Source organism: Micromonospora chersina, assembly GCF_900091475.1.
Lineage (GTDB): Bacteria > Actinomycetota > Actinomycetes > Mycobacteriales > Micromonosporaceae > Micromonospora > Micromonospora chersina.
In genome coordinates, this window is record NZ_FMIB01000002.1 from 726,442 (window position 1) to 751,672 (window position 25,231).

At 74.6% G+C, this 25,231-nt stretch carries 30 protein-coding genes and 1 riboswitch; of the genes, 24 read left to right on the forward strand and 6 right to left on the reverse strand.

From position 1 onward, the window contains the following. The first annotated feature begins 1 nt into the window (after position 1). From selB to GA0070603_RS03260, 5 genes are all read left to right on the forward strand, one after another. Positions 2–1,765: a selenocysteine-specific translation elongation factor gene (selB, locus tag GA0070603_RS03240; RefSeq protein WP_091306842.1), complete on the forward strand. Its 1,764-nt coding sequence runs from the start codon at positions 2–4 to the stop codon at positions 1,763–1,765. 29 nt (positions 1,766–1,794) lie between these two features. Beyond that, entirely contained in the window at positions 1,795–2,496 is a 702-nt protein-coding gene (locus GA0070603_RS03245) for a hypothetical protein (protein ID WP_091306845.1), read from the forward strand. 45 nt (positions 2,497–2,541) lie between these two features. Next, positions 2,542–2,739, forward strand: coding sequence for a hypothetical protein (locus GA0070603_RS03250; RefSeq protein WP_091306848.1), 198 nt, complete (start codon positions 2,542–2,544; stop codon positions 2,737–2,739). After that, positions 2,739–4,016: a hemolysin family protein gene (locus tag GA0070603_RS03255; protein ID WP_091306851.1), complete on the forward strand. Its 1,278-nt coding sequence runs from the start codon at positions 2,739–2,741 to the stop codon at positions 4,014–4,016. Before GA0070603_RS03250 ends, GA0070603_RS03255 begins: the two co-directional genes overlap by 1 nt. A 69-nt stretch (positions 4,017–4,085) precedes the next feature. Further along, positions 4,086–4,271, forward strand: a complete 186-nt coding sequence (locus tag GA0070603_RS03260) for a hypothetical protein (protein WP_091306855.1) — start codon at positions 4,086–4,088, stop codon at positions 4,269–4,271. Positions 4,272–4,289: 18 nt separating this feature from the next. Here the strand turns inward: GA0070603_RS03260 and GA0070603_RS03265 are convergent, their stop codons facing one another. Continuing rightward, positions 4,290–4,946, reverse strand: a complete 657-nt coding sequence (locus tag GA0070603_RS03265) for a hypothetical protein (RefSeq protein WP_091306857.1) — start codon at positions 4,944–4,946, stop codon at positions 4,290–4,292. Between the two features lie 126 nt (positions 4,947–5,072). On the opposite strand from GA0070603_RS03265, the gene GA0070603_RS03270 reads away from it, so the two are divergent. Continuing rightward, complete coding sequence (locus GA0070603_RS03270; RefSeq protein ID WP_091306860.1) at positions 5,073–5,291, forward strand: hypothetical protein; 219 nt, start codon at positions 5,073–5,075, stop codon at positions 5,289–5,291. Position 5,292: 1 nt separating this feature from the next. Here the strand turns inward: GA0070603_RS03270 and GA0070603_RS03275 are convergent, their stop codons facing one another. The 3 genes from GA0070603_RS03275 to GA0070603_RS03285 all read right to left on the reverse strand — a co-directional run bounded on the left by GA0070603_RS03275 (position 5,293) and on the right by GA0070603_RS03285 (position 6,917). Continuing rightward, the gene (locus GA0070603_RS03275) at positions 5,293–5,766 is read right to left on the reverse strand and encodes a hypothetical protein (RefSeq protein WP_091306864.1); all 474 of its coding nucleotides are present in this window, start codon (positions 5,764–5,766) and stop codon (positions 5,293–5,295) included. Further along, complete coding sequence (locus GA0070603_RS03280; RefSeq protein WP_091306867.1) at positions 5,763–5,972, reverse strand: phosphatidylethanolamine-binding protein; 210 nt, start codon at positions 5,970–5,972, stop codon at positions 5,763–5,765. The genes GA0070603_RS03275 and GA0070603_RS03280 overlap by 4 nt, the downstream gene beginning before the upstream one ends. A 63-nt stretch (positions 5,973–6,035) precedes the next feature. Further along, on the reverse strand, positions 6,036–6,917 hold the full coding sequence (locus GA0070603_RS03285) for a universal stress protein (protein WP_091306869.1): 882 nt from the start codon (positions 6,915–6,917) through the stop codon (positions 6,036–6,038). A gap of 127 nt (positions 6,918–7,044) precedes the next feature. On the opposite strand from GA0070603_RS03285, the gene GA0070603_RS03290 reads away from it, so the two are divergent. The 15 genes from GA0070603_RS03290 (at position 7,045) to GA0070603_RS03360 (ending at position 18,817) form a co-directional block, all read left to right on the forward strand. Beyond that, positions 7,045–7,791 (forward strand): SAM-dependent methyltransferase, encoded by a 747-nt coding sequence (locus GA0070603_RS03290; protein ID WP_091306872.1) that lies wholly within the window; start codon positions 7,045–7,047, stop codon positions 7,789–7,791. 124 nt (positions 7,792–7,915) lie between these two features. After that, positions 7,916–9,103 (forward strand): PP2C family protein-serine/threonine phosphatase, encoded by a 1,188-nt coding sequence (locus GA0070603_RS03295; RefSeq protein ID WP_091306875.1) that lies wholly within the window; start codon positions 7,916–7,918, stop codon positions 9,101–9,103. A 47-nt stretch (positions 9,104–9,150) separates the two neighbouring features. Beyond that, a complete protein-coding gene (locus tag GA0070603_RS03300) occupies positions 9,151–9,621 on the forward strand; it encodes a MarR family winged helix-turn-helix transcriptional regulator (RefSeq protein WP_091306879.1) in 471 nt (156 codons plus the stop codon). A gap of 306 nt (positions 9,622–9,927) precedes the next feature. After that, positions 9,928–10,566: a cardiolipin synthase ClsA gene (clsA, locus tag GA0070603_RS03305; protein WP_091306882.1), complete on the forward strand. Its 639-nt coding sequence runs from the start codon at positions 9,928–9,930 to the stop codon at positions 10,564–10,566. Continuing rightward, positions 10,563–11,513 carry a DUF881 domain-containing protein gene (locus GA0070603_RS03310; RefSeq protein WP_091306885.1) on the forward strand — a complete coding sequence of 317 codons (951 nt, stop codon included), beginning with the start codon at positions 10,563–10,565 and terminating at the stop codon, positions 11,511–11,513. The genes clsA and GA0070603_RS03310 overlap by 4 nt, the downstream gene beginning before the upstream one ends. After that, positions 11,510–11,842 carry a small basic family protein gene (locus GA0070603_RS03315; protein WP_007071104.1) on the forward strand — a complete coding sequence of 111 codons (333 nt, stop codon included), beginning with the start codon at positions 11,510–11,512 and terminating at the stop codon, positions 11,840–11,842. The genes GA0070603_RS03310 and GA0070603_RS03315 overlap by 4 nt, the downstream gene beginning before the upstream one ends. Before the next feature lie 10 nt (positions 11,843–11,852). Beyond that, positions 11,853–12,776 (forward strand): DUF881 domain-containing protein, encoded by a 924-nt coding sequence (locus GA0070603_RS03320; protein ID WP_091306888.1) that lies wholly within the window; start codon positions 11,853–11,855, stop codon positions 12,774–12,776. 57 nt (positions 12,777–12,833) lie between these two features. Further along, positions 12,834–13,214, forward strand: a complete 381-nt coding sequence (gene gcvH, locus GA0070603_RS03325; RefSeq protein WP_091306890.1) for a glycine cleavage system protein GcvH — start codon at positions 12,834–12,836, stop codon at positions 13,212–13,214. 217 nt (positions 13,215–13,431) lie between these two features. After that, positions 13,432–13,884, forward strand: a complete 453-nt coding sequence (gene odhI / locus GA0070603_RS03330; protein WP_007071101.1) for an oxoglutarate dehydrogenase inhibitor Odhl — start codon at positions 13,432–13,434, stop codon at positions 13,882–13,884. 50 nt (positions 13,885–13,934) lie between these two features. After that, positions 13,935–14,636 (forward strand): transcriptional regulator FtsR, encoded by a 702-nt coding sequence (gene ftsR, locus GA0070603_RS03335; protein ID WP_187399492.1) that lies wholly within the window; start codon positions 13,935–13,937, stop codon positions 14,634–14,636. 230 nt (positions 14,637–14,866) lie between these two features. After that, complete coding sequence (locus GA0070603_RS03340; protein WP_073833177.1) at positions 14,867–15,331, forward strand: bifunctional nuclease family protein; 465 nt, start codon at positions 14,867–14,869, stop codon at positions 15,329–15,331. Between the two features lie 210 nt (positions 15,332–15,541). After that, complete coding sequence (locus GA0070603_RS03345; protein ID WP_091306895.1) at positions 15,542–16,120, forward strand: MerR family transcriptional regulator; 579 nt, start codon at positions 15,542–15,544, stop codon at positions 16,118–16,120. A gap of 470 nt (positions 16,121–16,590) precedes the next feature. Further along, positions 16,591–16,980, forward strand: coding sequence for a group I truncated hemoglobin (locus GA0070603_RS03350; RefSeq protein WP_091306898.1), 390 nt, complete (start codon positions 16,591–16,593; stop codon positions 16,978–16,980). A gap of 2 nt (positions 16,981–16,982) precedes the next feature. After that, positions 16,983–18,134 (forward strand): globin domain-containing protein, encoded by a 1,152-nt coding sequence (locus tag GA0070603_RS03355; protein ID WP_091306901.1) that lies wholly within the window; start codon positions 16,983–16,985, stop codon positions 18,132–18,134. Further along, entirely contained in the window at positions 18,131–18,817 is a 687-nt protein-coding gene (locus GA0070603_RS03360; RefSeq protein WP_091306905.1) for a DivIVA domain-containing protein, read from the forward strand. The genes GA0070603_RS03355 and GA0070603_RS03360 overlap by 4 nt, the downstream gene beginning before the upstream one ends. Positions 18,818–18,922: 105 nt before the next feature. Here GA0070603_RS03360 and GA0070603_RS03365 read toward each other — a convergent pair whose 3' ends face one another. Next, positions 18,923–19,579 carry an NAD(P)H-binding protein gene (locus GA0070603_RS03365; RefSeq protein ID WP_091306909.1) on the reverse strand — a complete coding sequence of 219 codons (657 nt, stop codon included), beginning with the start codon at positions 19,577–19,579 and terminating at the stop codon, positions 18,923–18,925. A 116-nt stretch (positions 19,580–19,695) separates the two neighbouring features. Here GA0070603_RS03365 and GA0070603_RS03370 point away from each other — a divergent pair, with 116 nt between their 5' ends. Together GA0070603_RS03370 and gcvP are read left to right on the forward strand one after the other, a co-directional pair. Next, entirely contained in the window at positions 19,696–20,556 is an 861-nt protein-coding gene (locus GA0070603_RS03370; RefSeq protein WP_167544475.1) for an NAD-dependent protein deacetylase, read from the forward strand. A gap of 66 nt (positions 20,557–20,622) precedes the next feature. Beyond that, positions 20,623–20,721, forward strand: a riboswitch (glycine riboswitch). Between the two features lie 73 nt (positions 20,722–20,794). Next, entirely contained in the window at positions 20,795–23,617 is a 2,823-nt protein-coding gene (gene gcvP / locus GA0070603_RS03375) for an aminomethyl-transferring glycine dehydrogenase (RefSeq protein ID WP_091306912.1), read from the forward strand. Positions 23,618–23,708: 91 nt separating this feature from the next. On the opposite strand, the gene GA0070603_RS03380 is transcribed toward gcvP, so the two are convergent. Beyond that, positions 23,709–23,909: a DUF5999 family protein gene (locus GA0070603_RS03380; protein ID WP_091306916.1), complete on the reverse strand. Its 201-nt coding sequence runs from the start codon at positions 23,907–23,909 to the stop codon at positions 23,709–23,711. Positions 23,910–23,999: 90 nt separating this feature from the next. Between GA0070603_RS03380 and GA0070603_RS03385 the strand changes: the two genes are divergently transcribed. Continuing rightward, positions 24,000–25,229 carry a chorismate-binding protein gene (locus GA0070603_RS03385; protein WP_208862791.1) on the forward strand — a complete coding sequence of 410 codons (1,230 nt, stop codon included), beginning with the start codon at positions 24,000–24,002 and terminating at the stop codon, positions 25,227–25,229. Positions 25,230–25,231 lie beyond the last annotated feature (2 nt).

Consider the following 25,231-nt stretch of genomic DNA (forward strand, 5'->3'; position numbering starts at 1 on the left):
CGTGCGGGTGGTGGCCACCGCCGGGCACGTCGACCACGGCAAGTCCACCCTGGTCCGGGCGCTGACCGGGATGGAACCGGACCGGTGGGCGGAGGAACGCCGCCGGGGCATGACGATCGACCTGGGTTTCGCCTGGACCACGCTGCCCGCCGGCGGCACGATCGCGTTCGTCGACGTGCCCGGGCACGAGCGGTTCGTGCCGAACATGCTCGCCGGCGTCGGGCCGGTCCCGGCCGCGCTCGTCGTGGTCGGCGCCGACGAGGGCTGGATGCCGCAGTCCGCGGAGCACCTGGCCGCCCTGGACGCGCTGGGGGTGTCGTACGGGCTGCTGGCGGTGACCCGCGCCGACCTGGCCGACCCGGGACCGGCGCTGGCCCGGGCGCGCACGGAGATCGCCGCGACGTCGCTCGGCGCGGTGGAGGCGGTGCCGGTCAGCGCGGTCACCGGCGCCGGCCTGCCCGAGCTGCGGGCCGCGCTGGGCCGGCTGGTCGCCCGGCTGCCCGACCCGGCCCGCGACGTCCCGGTCCGGCTCTGGGTGGACCGCTCGTTCACGATCCGGGGCAGCGGCACGGTGGTGACCGGCACCCTCGGCGGCGGCCGGCTGCGCGTCGGTGACCAGCTCGAACTCGCCACGACCGGTGAGCCGGTCCGGGTCCGCGGCCTGCACGCGCTGAACACCGCCCACGACGAGGTCGACGCGGTGGCGCGGGTGGCGGTGAACTTGCGCGGGGTGTCCCGGGACCGGGTGGCCCGCGGCGACGCCCTGCTCAGCCCGGGCCGGTTCCACCGCACCGACCTGCTCGACGTGCGGCTCGCCGGTGACCCGGCCGCCGACCTGCCGGCCACCCTCACCCTGCACGTCGGCTCGGCCGCGGTGCCCGTCCGCGTACGCCCCCTGGGCCCGGACACCGTCCGGCTGCGGCTGGCCCGCCCGCTGCCGCTGCTGATCGGGGACCGGGCGCTGCTGCGCGACCCCGGCCGGCACCACGTGGCCGGTGGGGCGACGGTGCTGGACGTGGACCCGCCGCCGCTGCGTCGCCGGGGCGCCGCCGTGGCCCGGGCCGTCGTGCTGGCGGGGCTGGACGGCCGGCCCGACCTGGCCGGGGAGCTGCGCCGGCGGCGCCTGGCCCGGGCCGGCGAGCTGACCCGGATGGGTGTGCCGGTCACCGCCGCCCCGGTCGCCGGGGACTGGCTGGCCGACCCCGACCACTGGCGGGACCTGGGCCGCCGGCTCGCCGAGGAGGTCGCCCGGCACGCCCGCGAGCATCCCCTGGAGGCCGGTGTGCCGGTCGACGTGCTGCGCCACCGCCTCGGCCTGCCCGACCGGGCGCTCGTGGAGGCGCTGCTGCGCCCGCCGCTGCGGCTGCGTGCCGGCCGGGTCACCGCCGCGCCGGCCGACACGCTGCCCGAACCGGTGGCCCGGGCGGTGGCCCGGGTCCGCGCCGAGTACGGCGACCGTCCGTTCCAGGCCCCCGAGGCCCACCGTCTCGCCGACCTCGGCCTCGGCCCCCGGGAGATCGGGGCGGCCGTGCGCGCCGGCGCCCTGCTGAAGCTCGCCGACAACGTGGTGCTGCTGCCCGGCGCCCTGGACGACGCGGTGCGGGTCCTCGCCGGGCTGCCCCAGCCGTTCACGCTCAGCGCCGCCCGCCAGGCGCTGGACACCACCCGCCGGGTGGCGGTGCCGCTGCTGGAGCTGCTCGACCGCCGGGGCGCCACAAGGCGGCTGCCCGACGATGCCCGCGAGGTGGTCGTCCCGCCCGGCTGAGCGTTGCGCCGGGATGCGAGGGTGACCACATGATCGACCGGCCGGGCGCCGCCCTCCTGGACCGGGCGTGGCTGCGCCGCCGCGCCCTGCCCCTCGCCGTGGTGCTGTGCTGGCTGGTCTGGGCCGCCCTGGCCTGGTGGACGGCGCCGCGCGCCGCCGACGAGGCGGAGCTGGAGCGCGACCTCGCCGCCGGCCGGGTCGTCACCATGGCGCGGGCCGACGGGTGGCAGACCGGCGGCACGTGGGGCCGGCGCCCCGAGCCCCGCTACGGCGAGGGCGCCTGGATGCTCGTCTGGACCCGCCCGGACGGCCAGATCCGCTACGCCGCCGTGCCTGTCGAAGATCCGGAGACCGGGGCCGACCCGCTGGCCGACCCGCGTGCCCGGGACGCCACCACCCACTACGGGGACACGCTGGCCGACGCGCTCGCCAACGCGGCCGGGCTGCTGGCCCTGGTCATCGGGGCCGGCTGGCTGCTCATGCTGGTGGCCGGGCCGCCGCCGGTGGTCGGGACCCGCTGGTTCTGGTTCTGGATCGGCCTGCTCCCGTTCGGTCTGGGCGTGCTGGCCTGGCTGCACCGGGAACGCTGGCGGGGCGACCTGCCGGCGGCCCGGCCGCGCCGCTCGGGTTGGTCCGGCCTGGGCGGCCTGCTGCTCGGCGGGATCGTCGTGTCGGTCGCGGTGGCCGTCCTCGCCGCCCTGTTCGGCGGGTACGTGGTTCCCGGCGGCTGAGGCAAGCGGCACCGGGAGCCGCGCCCGGTCACCTACGGTGACGCCATGGACCCTTCCGCGGTCTGGCGGGACCGGAACCACCGGTGGCGGATCGAGGCGTACCGGGCACCGGACCTGCGGTTCGCCATCTTCGCCACGAACGGCACCACCGAGTCGGCGCCGCTGTGGCTGTTCGGGATGGCCGCGCTGGCCCGGTGGCTGATGACCCACGCCATCTCCCTCGACGACCTGGAGACCGACTGATGGCCGGCCAGCTCGTCCTGGTGGCGGTCCTGGTGCTGATCAACGCGGCGCTCTCGGGCAGCGAGATGGCCATCGTGACCCTGCGGGAGGGGCAGCTGCGGCGGCTGGGCCGGTCGGGGCGTACCGGGGCGCGGCTGATCCGGCTGGCCCGGGAGCCGAACCGCTACCTGGCCACCATCCAGCTCGGCATCACCCTGGCCGGGTTCCTCGCCTCGGCGGCCGCCGCCGTGTCGCTGGCGGAGCCGCTGGTGGGCCCGCTGGGCTTCCTCGGCCGGGCCGCCCGCCCGGTGGCCGTGGTGCTGGTGACAGTGGTGCTGACCTTCGTGACGCTTGTCGTGGGCGAGCTGGCCCCGAAGCGGCTGGCCATGCAGTCGGCGGAACGCTGGGCTCTGCTCAGCGCCGCGCCACTGGACCTGCTCGCCCGGGTGTCCCGGCCCGCGGTGTGGCTGCTCGGCCGGGCCACCGACCTGCTGGTCCGGCTGGCCGGCGGCGACCCGCGGGCCAACCGGCAGGAGGTGACCGAGGAGGAGCTGCGCGAGATGCTGGTCAGCCAGCGAGGGCTGTCCGCGCAGCAGCGGGAGATCCTGGCCGGGGCGTTCGACATCGCCGGCCGTACCCTCCGGCAGATCCTGGTGGCCCGCCGGGACGTGACGTTCCTGTCGGCGGAGCTGACCGCCGCGGAGGCCATGCGCCGGCTGGCCGCCACGGGGCGCTCGCGGGCGCCGGTGACCGGCCCCGGCGGGCTCGACGACGTGTGCGGGGTGGTGCACATCCGCGACCTCGTCGACGCCGACGGGCAGAGCGTCGGGCAGCGCGTCCGCCCGCCGGTGCTGCTGCCCGGCACGCTGCCGGTCGCCGACGCCATGCGGCAGCTGCGCCAGCGCCACGAGCAGCTCGCCCTGGTGATCGACGAGTACGGCGGCGTGGACGGCCTGGTCACCATGGAGGACCTGCTCGAGGAGGTCGTCGGGGAGCTGTACGACGAGACCGACCGGGACGTGCGCGAGGCGGTCCGGGAGCCGGACGGCGCGCTGCTGCTCCCGGGCGACTTCCCGCTGCACGACCTGCCCGACGCCGGCGTGCAGCTGACCTTCCCGCTGACCCGGGAGTACACCACTGTCGCCGGGCTGGTCCTGGCCGGGCTGGGCCACCTGCCGGCCGGGCCGGGGGAGCGCATCCGGTTGCCCGGGCTCACCGTCGAGGTGGTGGAGGTCGAGGACCGGGCGATCCGCCGGGTACGGCTGCGCGGTCCGGCCGCGGGCTGCCGGGCGGAGTGACCCCCCGACCGGGGGACAAGCGGGCGAAACGGGCCTTTCGCGGCGCCCGGGGGCCGTACCGTGCGGACTGTGAAGGACCGAGGACTGCGGACGTTCGTCACCGTGCTCGCCGGGCTGGCCGTGATCTATTTCGGCGCCACCGGGCATCGCAGCAGCGGCGGGGAGGGCGAGGGCATCTCCGGCGGCGTGGTGCTCCTGGCCCTGCTCGCCTCCGCGCTGGCCTGGAACCTGACCAAGCCCGGCCCGGCCAAGTGAGGACCCGTCAGGGCCGGGTCAGCGGGCCGCCGCGGCGGAGCGGCTGACCTCGCCGGCCGACTCCTCGCCGAGCGCCACCCGCACCAGCGCCGACGCCAGCCGCCCGAAGTCGGCCTCGCCGACCAGCCCGGCCAGGCCGCCCGGGTTCGCGGGCAGGCCCAGCCGGCGCGCCCCGGCCAGGGTCCGGCGGTCGGCGTACGGGCGCACGTCCGGCCAGACCGCCTGCACCTCGCGCAGGAAGATGTCCGCCCCGGTCGGCCCGATGCCGGGGAACTCGGTGAGCAGCCGGCGCAGCACGGCCCGGTCGCCGTCGGCCTCCTTGTGCATCCGGCGCAGGTCCCCGTGCCACCGGTCCAGGCAGAGCCGGGCCCCGGTGCCGAGCATGGTTGCGGTCCGCTCGTCGTAGCGCCGGTAGTGGCCCCGGCCGAGCGCGTCGACCCGGTCCTGCCAGCTCGCCGCCTCCATGGCCTGCGGGGTGCGCCAGCCGGCCGCGAAGAGTTCGCGTGCCGCGGCGACCGCCACGCAGGCCCGGATCCGGGTGCTCAGCAGCGTGGTGAGCACCAGCAGCTGGTAGAGCGGTCCCGGCCGGTCGGCGATGGTGATCCCGGCCTCCTCCGCGTAGGTGCGGTTCTGCCGGTCCAGCAGCGCCCGCGCCACGTTCCGATCGTCTGGCATCCGGTCGGGGTACCCGCCCGGCGCCGGACCAGACGCCCGGGCCGGGCCGGAATGCGCCCGGCGGCGGCGGGTACCCGAACCACGTGCGCGGCCCACGCCGTGCGCCGCCACCGGAAGGAGAGACCTGTGGTCAAGCCGCAGCAGGAGGAACTGCGCCGCAACGACAAGGGCGCGACCAGCCAGGACAGCCGGGAACTCATTCCCCAGGCCGGGAGCCGGGGGCCCCACGGCAAGGGCGGCACCTCGAACGCGGACACCGGGCGGCCGGTCCCCAAGGGGCAGGTCTCGCCGTACGGGCCGGCCGGCGCGCCGGTGAGCGACGACGAGAGCGAGCGGCGGGGCTGAGTCAGCCCCGCCGTGACGGCGGCCGCAGCCTCCACCAGGTGGCTGCGGCCGCCGCTCCGTACGCCAGGTGCGGCACGATGTCGGAGACCCAGTCCGTGGCGCTCCACGTCCGCGGGTCGCTGATACGCAGCGCCGCGATCGAGCCGTCGGAGGTGGCCATCACCCCGCCGCCCAGCAGCCCCACGGCCAGCGGCAGCGGGACCCGGCGGCGGGCGGCCAGGATGCCGAACAGCGCGCCGGCGGCGATCCCCGTGCCGTAACCGATGACGGGCCCGAGGCCGGAGCGGCGGTTCGCCGCCTTCTCCTCGGGCCCGAGATCCACATGCGCCGCGTCGGCGAACTTCCCGGCGGTCTGTTCGGGGGTGCTGCTCGCCGGGCGGCCCCGCACCGCCATGTCCAGGAAGCTGACGACGTTCAACGCGGCGCTGCCGACGGCGCCCGCGATGGCGCCGTCGACAGCTGGTGCCGCCCTCACTTCGGGTCGCCCGGTTCGCGCTCACCCTTGGGGCCGAACGTCCGTTCGCCCCGCACCACGCCCCGCTGGCCGCGGTCGTCCTGGAGAATCCGGTTCGCGACCTGGTTCGCCTCCTGGTCGGCGGCCCGCCCGGACTGTTCGATCAGATCCCGCAGCCGCGCCCGCTCCTTGTCGTAGGCGTTGCTGCCCGGCCGTGGTCCTGGCATCGCTGCCTCCTCCGGTGCTGTGGATGTCCGTACCGTCTACCCGCCCGGGCCGGGGCCAACCGTTCACTCCGCGGCGCGGACCACGGCCACCGGGCAGTCGGCGTGGTGCAGCACCCCCTGGCTGACCGAGCCGAGCAGCAGGCCGGTCAGCTCGCCCCGGCCCCGCCGGCCGACGACAAGCAGCTGGGCCTCGCGGGACGCCTCGGTGAGCGCCGCGACCGGCCGGCCGTGCACCGCCTGCCGGGTCACCGGCACCTCCCGCCGGCGCTCGGCCAGCCCGCTGAGCGCGTCGGCCAGCACCCGGTCCTCCTCGTCGCGCAGCTGGCTCTCCTCGTACACCAGGGGTTGCATGTCGCCGGGGCCGGCGGAGGCCGGGTGGGTGTAGGCGTGCACGGCGTGCAGCCGGGCGCCGCGGAGCGCGGCCTCGTCGGCGGCGAACTCGACCGCGGCGCGGGACAGCCCGGAGCCGTCCACCCCGACCACCACCGGGCCGGCCGGGCGCGGCGTGCCGCGGGCGACGAGCACCGGGCAGTCGGCGTACGAGGCGACCTGGATCGCCACCGAGCCGACCACCAGGGCGGCGAACCCGCCCAGGCCCCGGTCGCCGAGCACGATGAGGACGGCGGTCGGGGACTCGCCGAGCAGCACCGCCGCGGCCTCCCCGTCGATGATCTCGCCGGAGACCCGCAGCCCGGGCGCGGCCGCCTGGGCCTCCGCGACCGCCGTGGCGACCAGCTGCTCGGCCTGGTGCCGCAGGCCCCCGCCGGGTGGCCCCTCGGCGGACGGCGTCAGCGGTACGCGCAGCAGCGGCCAGATGAACCCGTGCACCACCCGCAGCGGCCGCTGCCGGCGGGCCGCCTCCCGCGCGGCGAGGCGCACCGCCGCCAGGGCGGGCTCGGAGCCGTCCACCCCGACCACCACGGCCGCGCCGTTCGCCGAGTTCATGCCGTACCTCCTCGCCGTCGGCCGCCGCGGCCAGTATCGCGGCAGGTGGGTGGCCGCCGGGGCGATACCGCGTGAGCCGACCCCTGGGTACGCTGGCGACCATCGCGTGAGAGAGGGAGCCTCGTCGATGGCCGAGCCCGACCAGCCGAGCACCGCCCGCATGATCGACTACTGGCTCGGCGGCGAGCATCACTACCCGGTCGACGTGGCCGCGGCCGGCGCTTTCGAGGGCACGTACGGGCCCTGCGCGGCGATCTTCCGCGCGCTGCGCGACTTCCTGGGCCGGGCGGTCCGGTCGATCGCCGACGCCGGGGTGGACGGCTTCCTGGTCTTCGGGGCGGGTGTGCCCACCCGCGGCAACGTGCACGAGGTGGCCCCGGACGCCACGGTGCTCTACACCGACGTCGACCCGGTGACGGTCCGGCTGGGCCAGCGCCTGCTCGCCGACAGCGACCGGGCCGGCTACGGCTACGGCGACGCCACCGACATCGGCACCGTCGACCCGGCCCAGCTGCACCGGTTCGTGCCGGGGTGGGGGAGGAGGCCGGTCGGGGTGGTCTTCCTCGGGCTGGCCGCGTTCCTGGACGACGACACCCTGGCCCGCACCCTCGACGAGCTGTACGAGGCGGTGGCGCCGGGCAGCTTCCTGGCCATCGACTTCGACAGCGAGGAACTGGCCGCGTACCCGGAGGCGCTGGCCATGATGGGGCCGGCGTTCCGGATGCGGGCGCCCGAGCGGTTCGCGCCGCTGCTGGGCCGCTGGCAGCCGACGGCGGACGGCATCGTGCCGGTGGCGCGGTGGCGGCCGGCCGGCACACCGGAGCCGGTGCCGGACGCCTTCTACGGCGGGCTGGCCACCAAACCGGCCGGCTGAGCAGCCGGGCCGTCCATCCGGGACCGGCGCCGCCGCCCGTGGCCGGAGCCGGGGCGCGCCGCTGTCCGCGGCCCTCCGTATGATGCTTGCTCTACAGCAATAGTCGTCATCGGAGGATGTCAGCATGCCGGACGCGTCCGGAGCGGTGTCGCGCGCCCTGCGCGCCGCGCCCCCCGACCAGTTGGTGGAGGCCGCCGACGCGGTGGTCCGCCGGGTGTTCGGGGCGTCGCGGACCGAGGTGTTCGTCGCCGACTACCGGTTCACGGGTCTCTGGCCGGTGCTCGACGCGGACCTGCCCGAGGGCGGCTTCCTCGCCTGCCAGGGTGTCGCGCAGCGCTGCTTCCGCAGCCAGCAACCGGTGCTGGACGCCGCCGAGGACGGGCGCTGCCGGGCCTACCTGCCGCTGACGGCGTGGGGGGAGCGGCTCGGCGTGCTGCTGGTCGAGCTGCCGGCCGGGCCGGACGCGGCGACCGTGGCGACGGCCCGGGAGGTCGCGGGCGACCTGGCGGTGGCGCTGCGGGCGGCCGACCGGGAGACCGACCGCTACCGGCGGGTGCGCCGGCGGGAACGGCTGAGCATGGCCGCCGAGATGCAGTGGGACCTGCTGCCCGGGCGCAGCGTCGCGCACGGCGACTTCGTGCTGGCCGGGCAGCTCGAACCGGCGTACACGGTGGGCGGCGACCACTTCGACTGGTCGGTCGACGGCGACCGGCTCACCGTCACGGTGCTCAACGGCGCCGGCAACGGCCTGGCCGCCTCGCTGCTGACCGCGGTGACCGTCAACGCCATGCGCAACGCGCGGCGCTCCGGCGGCAGCCTGGTGGAGCAGGCCGAGCTGGCCTCGGACACCATCTTCTACCAGCACCGGGGGAGCCGGCACGTGGCCACGCTGCTGCTGGAGCTGGACACCCGGCGGGGCGTCGTGCGGGCCGTGGACGCGGGCTCGCCGCACGTGCTGCGGCTGCGCGGCGGCACGGTCACCCCGATCGCGCTGGAGCAGCAACTGCCGCTGGGCATGTTCGCCGAGACCCGCTACGACGTGCAGGAGTTCACCGTGCAGCCGGGCGACCGGCTCTTCGTGGTCAGCGACGGGGTGTACGCGGCGGAGCCGGCCGGGCAGGAGCCGTACGGGGAACGGGCCATGGCGCGCGCGATGCGGTCCACTCGGCTGCAACCGGCGACCGAGGCAGTTGGTACGGTGATGCGCGAACTGCACGCGTACCACGCCGACGCGGATCTCCGCGACGACGCGGTCGTTGTCTGCCTGGACTGGCGCGGTTCCAGCCCTCCGGACGACGCCGGCGGGCGGTGACGGACCGGCGGAGCGAACACGAGCGGGACGATCGCAGGGGACAGCTGGTGGAGCGACCTCCGAATCTTGCCGCGGCCATCGATGCGGCGGCCGAGGCGCTCATCGGTGTGCTCGACTCCGCCACCTCCCGGCACAACGTCAGCGTCTCGCCGACGCAGCTGCGGGTGCTGTCGCTGATCATGGCCCACCCGCACACCAACGTGAACCGCCTGGCCGAGCTGCTCGACGTGGTCCCCTCGTCGGCGAGTCGGCTCTGCGACCGGCTGGAGGCGGTCGGGCTGCTGCGGCGCGCGGCCGACCCCCGCGACCGGCGCGAGGTGCGGCTGGTCCCCACGGCCGCGGCGGAGACCCTGCTGCGTGAGCTGACCGAGCGGCGGCACCGGGCGGTCCAGGCGGTGCTGGACCGGATGCCCAACCGCGTGCAGCACGAACTGCTGCTGGCGCTGCTGGCGTTCGGCCAGGCCGCGTCGGCGAACGTCCCGCAGGCCGCGGCCGACTCCACCGCCCGCACGGCCTGATCCGCCGAGCCGATCGGCACCCCGTTGGCACTCAGCTAGTGTCCTAGGATGCACTACGGGTGGTGCCGGCCCGCACAACAGCCGAAGCTGAGCACCCACGCAGCGCTCGGTCCGGGACGGGCCGGGGGAGCCCGATATAGTGGCAGCGCAACTCACCGGCCCGTGATCGACACGATCGCGGGCCGCAACGGGGAGGTCCCAGCCCGGGATCGCAGAGGGCGCCGGCGTCTGACCGGCCGGCAACGCGCACGTGCCCACGGCGGCTGATCACTCGGCCGCCGGACCGTGCTGCGGAGGGAGGGTTCGGTGTCGCGTCGGCCGGCTCCATCGGAGCACCCGGCTCCCGGCGGTGCGGCGGTCGTGGGGGATCGGGTCCTCACCCTGCCGAACATGATCAGCTTCGTCCGGCTCGTCGGTGTGCCGCTCTTCCTCTACCTGTTCCTCGTGGTCAAGGCCGACGTGGCCGCCATCGTGGTGCTGGCCATCGGCGGCACCAGCGACTGGGTGGACGGCTGGATCGCCCGCCGCCTCCAGCAGGTCAGCCGGCTGGGCGAGCTGCTCGACCCGCTGGCCGACCGGCTCTACATCCTGGCCACGCTGCTGGCGTTCACCGCCCGCGAGGTGGTGCCGTGGCAGTTCACCGGGGCGCTGCTGGCCCGGGAGCTGCTGCTGCTCGGGTCGCTCGCGGTGCTGCGCCGCTACGGCTACGGTCCGCCGCCCGTGCACTACGTGGGCAAGACCGCCACGTTCCTGCTACTGGCCGCGTTCCCGATCCTGCTGCTGGCGGCCGCCGCCCCGGGCGTGGCCACCGCGGCCGGCGCGATCGGCTGGGGCCTGGCCTGGTGGGGTCTGGTGCTCTACTGGGTGGCCGGAGCCATGTACGTGGTGCAGGCCGGCCGCCTGGTCCGCGCCATGCGGGCGCGGCGCGCGGGAGCGGCGGCGTGACGGCGACTCCGCCTCGGGACCGGGACAAGGGCCGCGACCCGTCGGCGCGGGTGTACGCGCCGGACTTCCTGACCGAGCTGTTCCGCAACCCCCTCGATCCGGGGTACGCCGACGCGGCGGCCCGCCGGGCGGTGGTGCCGCCGTCGCGGGCGCGGCGGGTGTTGGGCCGGCCGGTGGGCCTGGTGGTGCTGCTGGTGATCGGATTCCTGTTCGCGGTGGCCTACCGGGAGACGATGGCGGAGGAGCCGGGCCGGGCGAAGGCGCGGGCCGGGCTGGTCGCCGAGATCAAGCAGCGCGAGGCGGAGACGGACCGGTTGACGGCGCGGGCGGATCAACTGCGCGAGGAGGTCAGCCGGCAGCGGGACGCGGCCCTGAGCGGGTCGCAGGCGTCGCGGCTGCGCAACCTGGAGGCGGGCACGGGCCTGGGCCGGGTGCGCGGTGACGGTGTGGTGGTGCGCCTGGCGGACGCGCCGCGGGATCAGGACGCGGTGACCGGTGCGGACGCGGGGCCGTCGCGGGTGTTGTACTCCGACCTGCAGAAGGTGGCGAACGCGCTGTGGGCGGCGGGCGCGGAGGCGGTGGCCGTCAACGGGCAGCGGTTGACGGCGACGTCGACGATCCGCCAGGCGGGCGAGGCGATCCTGGTGGACTACCGGCCGGTGACGGGTCCGTACGAGGTGGCGGCGATCGGGCCGGGGTCGATGCGGGAGCGCTTCGACGACAGTGAGGCGGCCGAGCTGATGCGCTACGTGGCGCGGACGAACGGGTTGTCGTTCGGGGTGAAGGACGCGGACAAGCTCACCCTGCCGGCGGCTCCGGAGCCACGGCTACGCTACGCCGAGCCTTCGGTGAGTCCGAGCCCCTCGGGTTCGGGTGTCGCCGGTTCGACAAGTCCCGGGCCGTCCGGTCCGGGGTCCTCTTCCAGCCCCTCCGGAGGTGGCCGATGATCGCGGTGCTGGCGTTGCTCGCCGGTGTGGTGCTCGGGGTGTATCTGGATCCCACGGTGCCCGCGGCGTTGCAGCCGTACCTGCCGATCGCCGTGGTGGCGGCGCTCGACGCCGTGTTCGGCGGGGTGCGGGCGAAGCTGGACCGGATCTTCGACGACAAGCAGTTCGTGGTGTCGTTCATCTCGAACGTGCTGGTGGCGGGTCTGATCGTGTACCTGGGTGACCAGTTGGGTGTGGGCGGTCAGTTGTCCACCGGTGTGGTGGTCGTGCTGGGGGTGCGCATCTTCGGAAACGTGGCGGCGATCCGCCGGCACCTGTTCCGGGCGTAGGTTTGTGGCGATGAGCGAGGAGCACAGGGAGACGGGCACGGGCTGGCCGCAGCCGGCGGAGCCGGGGCGGCCGTCGGGTCCGGCCGGTGAGCCGGATCCGCGCCCGGACGCGCCCGATCCGGATGAGTTGAGCCCGTTGGCGCCGGTCGAGCCGGCGGCGCCGGAGCAGGAGGGCGTGCCGGAGCCGGCGGAGGAACCGGGGGCGTCGGCGGCCGGGGCGGAGCCGGCGCCGGTGTCGCGGCGGTTGACGTCGGCGGGCGCGATGATCGCGGTGTTGCTGGCGTTGCTGGGGTTCACGCTCGTGGTGCAGTTGAAGACGACGTCGACCGATCCGACTCTCGCGGCGACGCGGGAGGAGGACCTGGTCCGGATCTCGTCGGATCTGGATTCGCGGGAGCGGCGGCTGCGGCAGGACATCGAGGCGCTGGAGGAGAGCCAGCGGCAGCTGCGTTCGGGTGAGCAGGGCCGGCAGGCGGCGCTGGAGGAGGCGACGCGGCGGGCGGACGAGCTGGGCATCCTGGCGGGCACGTTGCCGGCGGTGGGGCCGGGTCTGTCGGTGCGGTTCGAGGGGCCGGAGAAGGCTGTCGAGTCGGAGCGGATCCTGGACGCGGTGCAGGAGTTGCGGGGCGCGGGCGCGGAGGCGATGCAGATCGCGGGCGCGGACGGGACGGCGGTGCGGATCATCGCGTCGACGTATTTCGTGGACGCGCCGGGTGGTGGCCTGGTGGTGGACGGGCGGCGGTTGACCGGCCCGTACGTGATCTCGGTGATCGGTGATCCGGCGACGCTGCGTACGGCGTTGAACATTCCCGGCGGGGTGGTCGCATCGGTGGAGGAGGCCGGCGGTAACGTGACGCCGGTGGACAGTGAGGCTGTGGAGGTTTCGCAGCTGCACGCGCCGATCAAGCTGGAACACGCCCGGCCGGTCTCCTGACTGGTCGCGGCCGGCGCCGGTTTCCCCCCGGTGCACTGATGACGAAGGACGCAGCTGGTGATTCCTGAGGATCTGCGGTACACCGCCGAGCACGAGTGGGTGGCTGGTGGGGACGGCGGCGCCGTCCGGGTCGGTATCACGCACTTCGCGCAGGATGCCCTGGGTGACATCGTGTTCGTCCAGTTGCCGGACGAGGGCGCGGTGGTGGCGGCGGGTGAGTCGCTGGGTGAGATCGAGTCGACGAAGAGCGTGTCGGAGATCTACGCGCCGTTGAGCGGCACGGTGGCGGCGCGCAACGAGGCGTTGTCCGACACCCCTGAGGTGATCAACACGGATCCGTACGGTGCGGGGTGGTTGGTGGAGATCACTCCGGATGATCCGGCGGCGGTCGAGGGTTTGTTGACCGCTGGTGCGTACCGCGAGCTCACCGAGAGCTGAGTTCGTCCGTTCCGGGCGGCGGGGTTGTCTCCGCGCGTCCGGTTGCCCTGTTTTTCGGCGCTGGCTAGGCTCGCCCAGTTGACCGAGAACCCATAGTTTGAGCGTTGCGGAATGCGCCTTCCCGGCACGGGGAGCCAGCCGCCGGGTGTGTGTCTGCCCGGCGGCCATTCCCGCCATTGCCCGACGCCGACCGAAACAGATCCGTGAGGTGGTCCCCATGACGCGCCCAGACGACGAGTTCCCCCCGCTCGACGTCACTTCGACGCTCAATCTCGGTTCGCTCGACGAAGTGCTGGAGGGCCCGGACACCGATGTGGTGCCGAGCCGGATGTCCGGTTCGTTGCCGCCGGGGATGGCGCTGCTGGTGGTTCGCCGGGGTCCGAACGCGGGCGCCCGGTTCCTGTTGGACCACGATGTGACGACGAGTGGCCGGCACCCGGACAGTGACATTTTCCTCGACGACGTGACGGTGTCGCGGCGGCACGCCGAGTTCCACCGGGATGGTGGCACGTTCACGGTGCGGGACGTGGGCAGCCTGAACGGCACGTACGTGAACCGGGAGCGGGTCGAGGCGGCGACGCTGAGCAACGGCGACGAGGTGCAGATCGGTAAGTTCCGGGTGGTGTTCATCGCTGGTCCGCGTCCGGAGGAGGAGGCCGGCCGGGGGTGAACGGGCCTGCGGCTTCGACGCCGCCCGGGGAGGCGCGTGGGCCTGCGCTGATGAGCATCGGCGAGGTGTTGGCGCAGTTGCGGGTGGAGTTTCCGGACGTCACGATCTCGAAGTTGCGGTTCCTGGAGGCCGAGGGCCTGGTGGAGCCGGAGCGGACGCCGGCGGGGTACCGGAAGTACAGCTGGGACGATGTGGCGCGGTTGCGGTTCGTGTTGACCGCGCAGCGGGACCAGTACCTGCCGTTGCGGGTGATCCGGGACCAGTTGGCGGAGTGGGACTCCTCGGGTGCGGCGCCGGGGCGGCAGCGGCCGAATCTGGTGGCGGTCGGTCCGGGTGGTGAGGTGCCGGGCCGGGAGGTGGCGGAGTCCGCCGAGCCGTCGGAGGTGCGGCTGGGGCGTGCGGAGCTGATCTCCCGCAGTGGTGTCGACGAGTCGACGTTGGCGGAGTTGGAGCGGCTCGGTGTGCTGGTGCCGGATCCGCCGGGCTGGTACGACGCGGACGCGTTGATCATCGCGCGGGCGGTGGCGGGGCTGGCGGCGTACGGGTTGGAGCCGCGGCACCTGCGGGCGTACCGGACGGCGGCGGACCGGGAGGTCGGTCTGTTCGCGCAGTTGGTGGCGCCGTTGGCGCGGCAGTCGGATCCGGCGGCGCGGGCCCGGGCGGCGGAGACGGCGCGGGAGTTGGTGGCGTTGTCGCAGCAGTTGCACGCGGCGTTGGTGCGGGTGGGGCTGCGGTCGACGTTGGGCCGGTGAGGTGTGGTGTGGGGCCGGGTGTCGTGGGGGCGCCCGGCCTTCGCCGTGTGTGGGGGTCGTCCGGTGGCGCGTGAAAGATCTGCGCCGGGAAGCGTGTCGTAGGCTTGCCGGGGTAACCCTTTCCGGCGAGGCGTGGTGCACGTAGCGCATGGGACTCCCGTGTCGCGGTCCGTGTACCGTGCAGGGAAGGGCGCGGTGCGGGCGTAGGTGACAACGACACGGAGGCGGCGGTGCGCGAGCTGAGCGTGGTCGGAGTTCGGGTGGAGCTGCCCAGCAACCAGCCGATCGTCCTGCTGCGGGAGGTCGAGGGGGACCGCTATCTGCCGATCTGGATCGGTGCGGTCGAGGCGACGGCGATCGCCTACGAGCAGCAGGGTGTGAAGCCGGCGCGTCCGTTGACGCACGATCTGCTGCGGGACGTGTTGGCGGCGTTGCAGGCGCCGTTGCGGGCGGTGGAGATCACCGAGTTGAAGGAGAACGTCTTCTACGCCGATCTGTTGATCGGTGACGGCGTTCGGGTGTCGGCGCGGCCGAGCGATTCGATCGCGTTGGCGTTGCGGGTCGGGGCTCCGATTCGTTGTGCCGAGCAGGTCCTCTCCGAGGCGGGGATCGTGATCCCGGACGAGCAGGAGGACGAGGTGGAGAAGTTCCGGGAGTTCCTGGAGCAGGTGCGTCCGGAGGACTTCGCGGGTTGAGGTGGCCGGCCGGTGGGTCGGTCGGCGGCGCGGCGGCGGTGGTCACGGTGGGTGACGGCTGGCCGCCGTCGGTGATCTTCCGGGTGGCGGTGCGGCGTGTCGCGATGTGTCCTGCGGGTCGACTCCCGGTGTCGGCGCTAGGGTTGCGGTGTCGAGGGGTGCACGCACGGGGAGACGGCGTGTCACCGCACGGGCGGGGAGGTTGTCCGGATGCACGAGCCGCGAGATCCTGGTCCGAGTACGGAGCAGCAGCCTGACCCGGTCGTTGACGGCGAGGTGGGCTACCGGGGTGTGACCGCGTGTCCCGCGGTGGGCATAAGCTACCGGCAGTTGGACTACTGGGCCCGGACGGGTCTGGTGGTGCCGAGCGTGCGGGACGCGTCCGGGTCGGGGACGTCGAGGTTGTACTCCTTCCGCGACCTGGTGGTGTTGAAGGTCGTGAAGCGGTTGTTGGACGCCGGGGTGTCGTTGCAGAACATCCGGAAGGCCATCGACGCGCTGCGGTCGCGTGGGGTGGAGGACCTGGCGGGCATCACGTTGATCTCGGACGGGACGACGGTGTACGAGTGCCGGTCCCCGGAGGAGGTCGTCGACCTGTTGCAGGGCGGCCAGGGGGTGTTCGGCATCGCGATCGGCGGCGCGTTCAAGGAGATCCAGGGTTCGCTGTCGCACCTGCCGGCGGAGCCGGTGGGTGGGCAGCCGGAGCCGGCCGGCCCGCCGGTGGAGTCGGAGTCCGAGTCGGTGGGGGACGAGTTGGCGGCGCGGCGGGCGCGCCGCCGGGCGGGCTGACCGCCCGGGTCGCTGCTTCGGGTCCGCGCCACGCCCAGATCGGGCATGGCGCGGTCCCCTTTTTTTGTTCACAGCGCGTGTCGGCCGGCCGGCGGGGCGGTGACCGGCCCCGGGTGGTGGTTGCCGCCGGTCGGGTGGGGCGGTCGTGACTTGCGGAAACGGCGGGCCGGTGGACGGCGGACCGGTGGTGTCCGAAAGGGACCGTCTCCGGCGGTGCGCGGCGCGGCTGTCCACCGTGCGTGGCGGTGTGGTCGCGGGACGCGAGCGCCGCGGCAGCATAGCTGACTGTCCGTGATCGACAGTTGTCGGGAATCGGATAGGGCAGGGCTGACCCGTTCCGGCGGGCACGCTATGGTCCGACACGGTCGTCTGCGCGTGGCCGTTCGGTGGAGCGGGTGCGACGCGCGTGGGCTTCCGGTTGCCCCTCCGCGGCGCTGCCCGCGTGACCCCCCTGTTCGGAAGGAACCACCATGACGGTGACCGAAGAGACCACCCCGATCTCCCACTACGAGCGCATCGGCGGCGCCGCCGCGGTGAAGGCCGCGGTGGAGCTGTTCTACGACAAGGTGCTGGCCGACCCGGACCTGGCCGGCTACTTCACCGACGTGAACATGCCCGAGCAGCGGCGGCACCTGGCGTTGATGCTGGCGGTGGTGCTGGGCGGCCCGAACGAGTACGCCGGTCGGGGGCTCGCCGAGGCGCACCAGCCGCTGAACATCCCGGTGGCGCACTACGTGAAGGTCGGTGAGCACCTGACGGCGACCCTTGTGGAGCTGGGCGTGCCGGCCGACGTGATCGCCGACGTGCACGTGGTGCTCGGCCAGGTGCAGGACCAGGTCGTGTCCGCGGGGAACGCCTGAGCGTGGACGCGGCGCGGCTCAAGCAGAGCTGGTCCCTGGTCGCCGCGCACGGCGACCAGGTTCCGCTCTACTTCTATTCGACGCTGTTCCTGGCGCATCCGGAGACCCGGCAGATGTTCCCCACGAACATGGCGGGGCAGCGGGACCGCCTGGTGAACGCGCTGGGGCACATCGTGTCGCACGTGGATCAGGTGGACCGGCTGGTCGGGTTCCTCCAGGACCTCGGCGCGGATCACCGCAAGTTCGCGGTGCGCGCCGAGCACTACCCGGCGGTCGGTGAGGCGCTGCTGGCGACGTTGCGGCACTTCAGCGGCGAGGCGTGGACCGATGAGCTGGCGGCCGACTGGGCGGCCGCGTACGGGTTGGTCGCGCAGGTGATGATGGACTCGGCGCAGGCGGCGGAGGCGAAGTCGCCGCCGTGGTGGGTGGCGGAGATTCTCGCGCACGAGCGGCGTACGTTCGACGTGGCGGTGTTGACGGTGCGGCCGCAGTACCTGCTGCCGTTCAACCCGGGCCAGTCGATCGGGGTGTCCCACCCGGCGGTGCGGTCGTGGCGGTACTACTCCCCGGCGAACGCGCCCCGCCCGGACGGGACGTTGGAGCTGCACGTGCGGGCCGCGCCGGGTGGCGCGGTGTCGTCGCGGCTGGTGTACGGGTGCGCGGTCGGCGACCAGTTGCACCTGGCCGCGCCGGTGGGTGACCGGTTGACGTTGTGGCAGGCCGGGTCGTCGGATCTGCTGCTGCTGGCCGGTGGCACCGGCTGGGCGCCGGTGAAGGCCCTGCTGGAGCAGGTCGCGGCGGAGGGTGCGGGCCGCCGGGTGGACCTGTACGTGGGGGCCCGGTCCCGGCTGGAGTTCTACGACAGCGAGGCGATCGACAAGTTCGCTGCCTCGTACCCGTGGCTGCGGGTGACGTACGTGGCCGGGTCGGATCCGCGCCGGCCGGGTGAGTTCATGCAGGTCGCCGACCAGGTTCTCGCCGACGGGGACTGGCGGTCCCGGCACGTGTTCGTGTGCGGCTCCGACGAGATGGTGAGCCATTCGGTGGCCGCGCTGACCGGTGCCGGCTATCAGCCGGGTCAGCTGCACCACGAGGGTTTCGGCAAGCACTGGTACGGGCCGGCCTGGCGGACGGCGACGGAGGTGACTCAATGAGTGCGAGCCCGATCAGCAGGTACGAGGCGGGTCAGGTGACCGGTGGTGGGGCGCAGGTGCGTCTCACCGCGGACCGGGTGCGCCGGTGGGAGTTCGGGTCGGCGTCGTTCACCCGCCGCGGCTACGACCACGCCGACGTGGACCGGTTCCGGATGCAGGTGGCCGACGAGCTGGATCTGCTGGCCACGCAGCTGGCGAATCTGCGGGCGGAGAACGAGCGGCTCAACGACCACCTGGAGCTGCACCGGCACGGGGTGATCCCGAGCGCCGACAACGCGGCGGCGGTGCCGGCGGCGAAGGAGGTGAACCTGCTGTCGGCGGCGCAGCGGGAGGCCGAGCAGATCATCGCGCAGGCCCACGACTACGCCCGCCGGGTCGCCGAGTACGCCCGGATGCAGTACGAGAGCTACATGCGGGCCGCGGCGGAGGAGGCGAAGCAGGAGGCCGAGCGGGCCGTGACGGAGTACCGCAGCTCCGCCGGGGTGAACTTCGACGACTCGGTGGCGACCCGGGAGGCGCTGCGGATCTTCGGCGAGATGATGATCTCGCACATGCAGGCGGCGGCCCGGCATCTGGACGACGGCAGCGAGCAGTTGGCGCGGACGATGGAGCGGATCGCCCGGGAGGCCCCGGGCGTCGGCGCGGGCCAGCCGCAGGCGGCGCTGCCGCGCCACCACCGCTGAGCCGCCCCCGCTCATGCGGGCGGCGGTCCGGCCCGACCGGGGGGCGACCCGGGAGGGCCGGACCGTCACCGCGGCGCGGGCGGCGCGGGCGGCTCCGCCGGCCGGTCAGCCGGCGGCGCCGCGGACCGCCTCGGCCAGCGGGGTTTCCCCGCCGACCAGCTCCAGGGTGAGCCCGGCGGTGTCCGGGGCGTCCAGCAGGGCCAGCAGCACCCGGGCCACGTCGGCGCGGGTGACCGCGCCGGGGTCGACGTGCCGGGCCAGGGTGATCCGGCCGACCGCCGTGTCGTCGGTGAGCCGGCCGGGGCGCAGCACTGTCACGTCGAGGTCCCGGGCCGTGACGTCGTCCTCGGCGGCCTTCTTCGCCCGCAGGTAGGCCGCCCACACCTCGTCGGTGCCGGCCCTCGGGGGCCGGTCCACGCCCATCGAGGAGACCAGCAGGTAGCGGCGGACCCCGGCGCGTTGCGCGGCGTCGGCGAGCAGCACGGCCGCGGCCCGGTCGACGGTGTCCTTGCGGGCGGCGCCGCTGCCCGGGCCCGCCCCGGCGGCGAAGACCACCGCGTCGGCGCCCGTCAGGTGCCCGGCGACGGTGTCGACGTCGGTGTGCTCCAGGTCGCAGACGACGGGTTCCGCTCCGGCGGCGCGCAGCGCGGCCGCGTGGTCGGGGTTGCGGATCAACCCGACGGCGGTGTCGCCGCGGCCGGCGAGTTCCCGCTCCAGCAGTTTGGCGATCTTCCCGTGGCCTCCGGCGATGACGACGCGCATGCCCTCAACCTAGTCGCGGGACGGGCCGCCCGCCGGGTCCCGCCGGTCGTGGGCGGTGCGGTGACGGCGGTCACCGCCGGTGCCGGTGGTCGCCGCGCGGCGGCGGGCGAGGCAGCATGGACACCGTGACCGAGACGTTCGACGCGTTGACCCGGCTGGTGGGCGCCGGGGACGTGGTGGTGCTCAGCGGCGCCGGCCTGTCCACCGAGTCGGGCATCCCGGACTACCGGGGGCCCTCCGGCGCGGCCCGCCGGCACACCCCGATGACCTACCAGGCGTTCACCCGCGACCCGCACGCCCGGCGGCGGTACTGGGCGCGCAGCCACCTGGGCTGGCGGATGATCGCCCGGGCCGCCCCGAACGACGGGCACCGGGCGGTGGCCCGGCTGCAGCGCGCCGGGCTGCTCGGCGGGATCATCACCCAGAACGTCGACGGCCTGCACACCGCCGCCGGCGCCACCGGGGTCATCGAGTTGCACGGCCGTCTCGACGAGGTGACCTGCCTGGACTGCGGCAACCTGACCTCCCGCGACGAGCTGCACCGGCGGCTCACCGAGGCGAACCCGGGGTTCGACGCGCGGGTCGCGCACGTCAACCCCGACGGCGACGTGGAGCTGCCCGACGAGGCGGTGTCCCGGTTCCGCACCGTCGACTGCGGCATCTGCGGCGCCGGCATGCTGAAGCCCGACGTGGTGTTCTTCGGTGAGACGGTGCCCGCGCCCCGGGTCGCCGACTGCTTCGCCCACGTCGAGCGGGCCCGGGCGCTGCTGGTGCTCGGCTCGTCCCTGACCGTCATGTCGGGGCGGCGGTTCGTGCTGCGCGCGGCGAAGCTCGGCATCCCCGTGGCCATCGTCAACCAGGGCCCCACCCGCGGCGACGGGTACGCCTCGCTCACCCTCGACGCGCCGCTGGGCGCGACCCTGACCGCCCTGGCCGACCGGGTCGCCGCCGGGCCGGTTCCCGCCGCCGCGGTGTGACCGACCCCGCGGCGGGGTACGACATGAGCCGGAAACATGGTCGCTGGTAGCGTTGACCATGCCGGTACCACCCACGTGGGAGAGACCGTCCGGGAACCACCCGGACGGCGCCGAAGGGGCAGATTCTCCCCGGAACCTCTCAGGCAAAAGGACCACGTGGGCAGGCGCTGTGGAGCGCGTCAGCGCGACTCAGGGGGAGGCCGACCCGTCGACCTCGCCCCCACAAGGAGCGCAGCGCATGACCGCAGAGCAGTTCGCCGACCGGCACATCGGCCCCGGCCCGGACGACGAGCGCCGGATGCTGGAGACCGTCGGGCACAGCTCCATCGACGAGCTGATGGACGCCGCGATCCCCGAGGTGATCCGCTGGCACGGCGCCCTGGACCTGCCCGCCCCGGCCACCGAGCGGGAGGCCATCGCCGAGCTGCGCGCCCTGGCCGCCCGCAACACCGTGGCCGTGTCGATGATCGGGCTGGGCTACCACGGCACGCACACCCCGGCGGTGATCCGCCGCAACGTGCTGGAGAACCCCGCCTGGTACACCGCGTACACGCCGTACCAGCCGGAGATCAGCCAGGGCCGCCTCGAGGCGCTGCTGAACTTCCAGACCATGGTCACCGACCTGACCGGGCTGGCCACCGCCAACGCCTCCATGCTCGACGAGGGCACCGCCGCGGCCGAGGCGATGACCCTCGCCCGCCGCGCCTCGAAGAGCAAGAGCCCGGTGTACGTGGTCGACGCCGACACCCTGCCGCAGACCATCGCCGTGATCGCCAGCCGCGCGGAGCCGCTCGGCATCGACGTGCGGGTCCTCGACGTCGAGCGCGACGAGCTGCCGGGCGAGTTCTTCGGCCTGCACCTGCAGTACCCGGGGGCGTCCGGGGCGGTCCGTGACCACAGCGGGCTCGTGGCGGCCGCGCACGCCGCCGGTGCCCTCGTGACGGTCGCCGCGGACCTGCTGGCGTTGACGCTGCTGCGCCCGCCCGGCGAGATCGGCGCCGACATCGCCGCCGGCACCACCCAGCGTTTCGGCGTGCCCATGGGCTTCGGCGGCCCGCACGCCGGCTACCTGGCCGTCCGCTCCGGGCTGGAGCGGATGCTGCCGGGCCGCCTCGTCGGGGTGTCCAAGGACGCCGACGGCAACCCCGCGTACCGGCTGGCGTTGCAGACCCGCGAGCAGCACATCCGCCGGGAGAAGGCGACCAGCAACATCTGCACCGCCCAGGTGCTGCTGGCCGTGATGGCCGGCATGTACGCCGTCTACCACGGCCCGGACGGGCTGCGGGCCATCGCCGCGCGTACCCACGAGGCGGCGGCGCGGCTCGCGGCCGGGCTGCGCGCCGGGGGCGTGCAGGTCGCGGACGTCGCGTTCTTCGACACCGTCACCGCCACCGTGCCGGGGCGGGCCGCCGAGGTGGTGGCCGCCGCCGCGGCGCGCAACGTGAACCTGCGGCTGGTCGACGCCGACCGGGTCGGCATCTCCTGCGACGAGACCACCACGGCCGCGCACCTGGCGGCCGTGTGGGCGGCGTTCGGGGTGGCCGGGGTCGACGGGGAGGTGGACGCTGACCTGCCGGCGGAGTTCCACCGCACCAGCGACTTCCTCACCCACCCGGTGTTCCGCACCCACCACTCGGAGACGGCGATGCTGCGCTACCTGCGCCGGCTGTCGGATTTCGACTACGCCCTGGACCGGGGCATGATCCCGCTCGGGTCGTGCACCATGAAGCTGAACGCCACCACCGAGATGGAGCCGGTGACCTGGCCGGAGTTCGCGCACCTGCACCCGTTCGCCCCGGCCGAGCAGACCGCCGGCTACCGGGAGCTGATCGCGCAGCTGGAGGGCTGGCTGGCCGAGGTCACCGGCTACGACGCGGTAAGTGTGCAGCCCAACGCCGGGTCGCAGGGTGAGCTGGCCGGGCTGCTGGCCATCCGGGCCTATCACCGGCAGCGCGGCGAGGGCCACCGCGACGTGTGCCTGATCCCGTCGTCGGCGCACGGCACCAACGCCGCCTCGGCGGTGATGGCCGGCATGCGGGTCGTCGTGGTCGGCTGCGACGCCGACGGCAACGTCGACCTGGTCGACCTCGACGCGAAGATCGACAAGCACCGGGACGCGCTCGCCGCGATCATGGTGACCTACCCGTCCACCCACGGGGTGTACGAGACGGGCATCGCGCAGCTGTGCGCGAAGGTGCACGACGCCGGCGGGCAGGTGTACGTCGACGGCGCGAACCTCAACGCGCTGGTCGGCTTCGCCAAGCCGGGCCGGTTCGGCGCGGACGTGTCGCACCTGAACCTGCACAAGACGTTCTGCATCCCGCACGGCGGCGGCGGCCCCGGCGTGGGCCCGGTGGCGGTGCGGGCGCACCTGGCGCCGTTCCTGCCCGGCGACCCGCTCGGCGCGCACGAGGACGGGCGGCCGGCGATCTCCGCGGCCAACCACGGGTCGGCGGGGATCCTGCCGATCCCGTGGGCGTACCTGCGGATGATGGGCGCCGAGGGGCTGGCCCGCGCCACCGGCGTGGCGGTCCTCGCCGCGAACTACGTGGCGGCGCGGCTGCGGCAGCACTACCCGGTGCTGTACGCCGGCAACAAGGGCCTCGTGGCGCACGAGTGCATCCTGGACCTGCGGCCGCTGACGAAGGCCACCGGCGTGACCGTCGACGACGTGGCGAAGCGGCTGATCGACTACGGCTTCCACGCGCCGACGATGTCGTTCCCCGTGGCGGGGACGCTCATGGTGGAGCCGACCGAGAGCGAGGACCTGGCCGAGCTGGACCGGTTCTGCGACGCGATGATCGCCATCCGCGAGGAGATCGACAAGGTCGGCTCGGGGGAGTGGCCGGCGGGCGACAACCCCCTGGCCAACGCGCCGCACACCGCGGCCATGGTGTCGGGTGACGAGTGGCCGCACCCGTACCCGCGGTCGGTGGGCGCGTACCCGGCCGGGATCGACCGGGCGGGGAAGTACTGGCCGCCGGTGCGGCGGATCGACGGCGCGTACGGCGACCGGAACTTGGTCTGCTCGTGTCCCGCGCCGGAGGCGTTCGAGAACTGACGCGGTACGCCGGGGCGGTGCAGTGCCGCCGCCCCGGCCGGGCGCGTCGACCGGTGGCCGACGCGTAGGCTCCTTGACGGAGCGTGATCGTCTAGGCGACGAGGGCGTGCCGGGCGGGGCCGCGGTGCGGGGCGATGGTGCTGCCGTCGGGGAGCAGCTCACCGGTGTCCTCGAAGACGATGACACCGTTGCAGAGCAGGCTCCAGCCCTGCTCAGGGAAGCAGGCGAGGACGCGTGCGGCTTCGCGATCCGTCGCCTCGGCGGAGGGGCAGGTGGGTAGGTGCTGGCACATCGGGTTCTCCGGACTGTGGGGGCACTGTGTCATGGTTCACATGACCAGTGACGCACAGTACCAAGCGCAAGCGCGCGCTATCGAGCAAGGATGCGGCTTGTTCACCCGAAATCGGCTGAACGGATGAGTGTGAACCGACCGGACGGCGTGGAAGCGCTCCCAATCATGGGGGTCGACGCACCCGGATCCCCGCCCGAGTGCCGGGACCGGCTCGTGGAACGGGCCCGCCTCGAATGGTGGCTCGCCGACGGCGGCGACCCCGCCGCGCTCGCCGAGGACTTCCTGGCCGCGCACGGCGTCGCCCTGTCCGACCTGGCCCGCCCGACCGCCCACGACCCGCACGGGACCTGCGGCGCCGCCCTGTTCCTGTCCGCCGCGGCCGGGGCCCGGGCCGCCGGCGGCCCGGCGGGCGCCCCCACCCCGGCGCCGGCGCTGCCCGACCTCGTGGTGGTGGTCTACGGACACGCCGACCGGCCCGCCCCGCCGCCGCCCGCCGCACGGGCCGGCGGCTGGTGGCTCGGGCCGTGGCACGACAGCTGGACCCCCGCCGCGCACGCCCACGCCGTGACGGCCGTCCGCGCGGCCATCGGGCGCGGCGACGTCTACCAGGTCAACCTGGTCGGCCACGCCGCCGCCGGCTACGCCGGGGACCCCCTGCCCGCCCTGGCGCGGCTGGCCGCGCTGCCCGGCGCCCGCTACGGCGGCACCCTGTCCGGGCTGGGCTGGGCGATCGGCTGCGCCTCCCCGGAGACCCTGATCGCTGTCGAACACGGCCGCCTGGTCACCAGGCCGATCAAGGGCACCCGCCCGGCCACCCCGGCCGGCCGGCGGGAACTGCTCGCCTCGGCCAAGGAACGCGCCGAACACGTGATGATCGTCGACCTGGAACGCAACGACCTGGCGCGGGTGGCCCGCACCGGCTCGGTGCGGGTGGACGAGCTGTTCGCCGTACACCGGTGGTGCGATCTGTGGCAGGCCGAGTCGACGGTGTCGGCCGCGCCCGCCGACGGGCTGGGCCTGGCCGACCTGCTGCGCGCGGTCTGCCCCGGCGGCTCGGTGACCGGCGCCCCGAAGCTCGCCGCGCTCGACCAGGTCGCCGCCCTGGAGCCGGTGGGCCGCGGCGCGAGCATGGGCGCGCTCGGCTGGGTCGGGCCGGGCCGCGTCGACCTCGGGTTGACCATCCGCACCGCCGCGGCGGACGCCGAACGGCTGCACCTGTGGGCCGGCGGCGGCATCACCTGGGGCAGCGACCCGGCCGCCGAGGTCGCCGAGGCCGCCGCGAAGGCCGCTCCGATCCGCGCCCTGCTCGCCGCCACCTGAGA

Coding starts and splice junctions, on each gene's coding strand:
- GA0070603_RS03245 (WP_091306845.1), top strand. CDS start 1,795: ATGATCGACCGGCCGGGCGCCGCCCTCCTGGACCGGGCGTGGCTGCGC.
- GA0070603_RS03250 (WP_091306848.1), top strand. CDS start 2,542: ATGGACCCTTCCGCGGTCTGGCGGGACCGGAACCACCGGTGGCGGATC.
- GA0070603_RS03255 (WP_091306851.1), top strand. CDS start 2,739: ATGGCCGGCCAGCTCGTCCTGGTGGCGGTCCTGGTGCTGATCAACGCG.
- GA0070603_RS03265 (WP_091306857.1), bottom strand. CDS start 4,946: ATGCCAGACGATCGGAACGTGGCGCGGGCGCTGCTGGACCGGCAGAAC.
- GA0070603_RS03280 (WP_091306867.1), bottom strand. CDS start 5,972: ATGCCAGGACCACGGCCGGGCAGCAACGCCTACGACAAGGAGCGGGCG.
- GA0070603_RS03285 (WP_091306869.1), bottom strand. CDS start 6,917: ATGAACTCGGCGAACGGCGCGGCCGTGGTGGTCGGGGTGGACGGCTCC.
- GA0070603_RS03290 (WP_091306872.1), top strand. CDS start 7,045: ATGGCCGAGCCCGACCAGCCGAGCACCGCCCGCATGATCGACTACTGG.
- GA0070603_RS03295 (WP_091306875.1), top strand. CDS start 7,916: ATGCCGGACGCGTCCGGAGCGGTGTCGCGCGCCCTGCGCGCCGCGCCC.
- GA0070603_RS03315 (WP_007071104.1), top strand. CDS start 11,510: ATGATCGCGGTGCTGGCGTTGCTCGCCGGTGTGGTGCTCGGGGTGTAT.
- GA0070603_RS03320 (WP_091306888.1), top strand. CDS start 11,853: ATGAGCGAGGAGCACAGGGAGACGGGCACGGGCTGGCCGCAGCCGGCG.
- odhI (WP_007071101.1), top strand. CDS start 13,432: ATGACGCGCCCAGACGACGAGTTCCCCCCGCTCGACGTCACTTCGACG.
- ftsR (WP_187399492.1), top strand. CDS start 13,935: ATGAGCATCGGCGAGGTGTTGGCGCAGTTGCGGGTGGAGTTTCCGGAC.
- GA0070603_RS03345 (WP_091306895.1), top strand. CDS start 15,542: ATGCACGAGCCGCGAGATCCTGGTCCGAGTACGGAGCAGCAGCCTGAC.
- GA0070603_RS03350 (WP_091306898.1), top strand. CDS start 16,591: ATGACGGTGACCGAAGAGACCACCCCGATCTCCCACTACGAGCGCATC.
- GA0070603_RS03360 (WP_091306905.1), top strand. CDS start 18,131: ATGAGTGCGAGCCCGATCAGCAGGTACGAGGCGGGTCAGGTGACCGGT.
- GA0070603_RS03365 (WP_091306909.1), bottom strand. CDS start 19,579: ATGCGCGTCGTCATCGCCGGAGGCCACGGGAAGATCGCCAAACTGCTG.
- GA0070603_RS03370 (WP_167544475.1), top strand. CDS start 19,696: ATGGACACCGTGACCGAGACGTTCGACGCGTTGACCCGGCTGGTGGGC.
- gcvP (WP_091306912.1), top strand. CDS start 20,795: ATGACCGCAGAGCAGTTCGCCGACCGGCACATCGGCCCCGGCCCGGAC.
- GA0070603_RS03380 (WP_091306916.1), bottom strand. CDS start 23,909: ATGTGCCAGCACCTACCCACCTGCCCCTCCGCCGAGGCGACGGATCGC.
- GA0070603_RS03385 (WP_208862791.1), top strand. CDS start 24,000: ATGCGGCTTGTTCACCCGAAATCGGCTGAACGGATGAGTGTGAACCGA.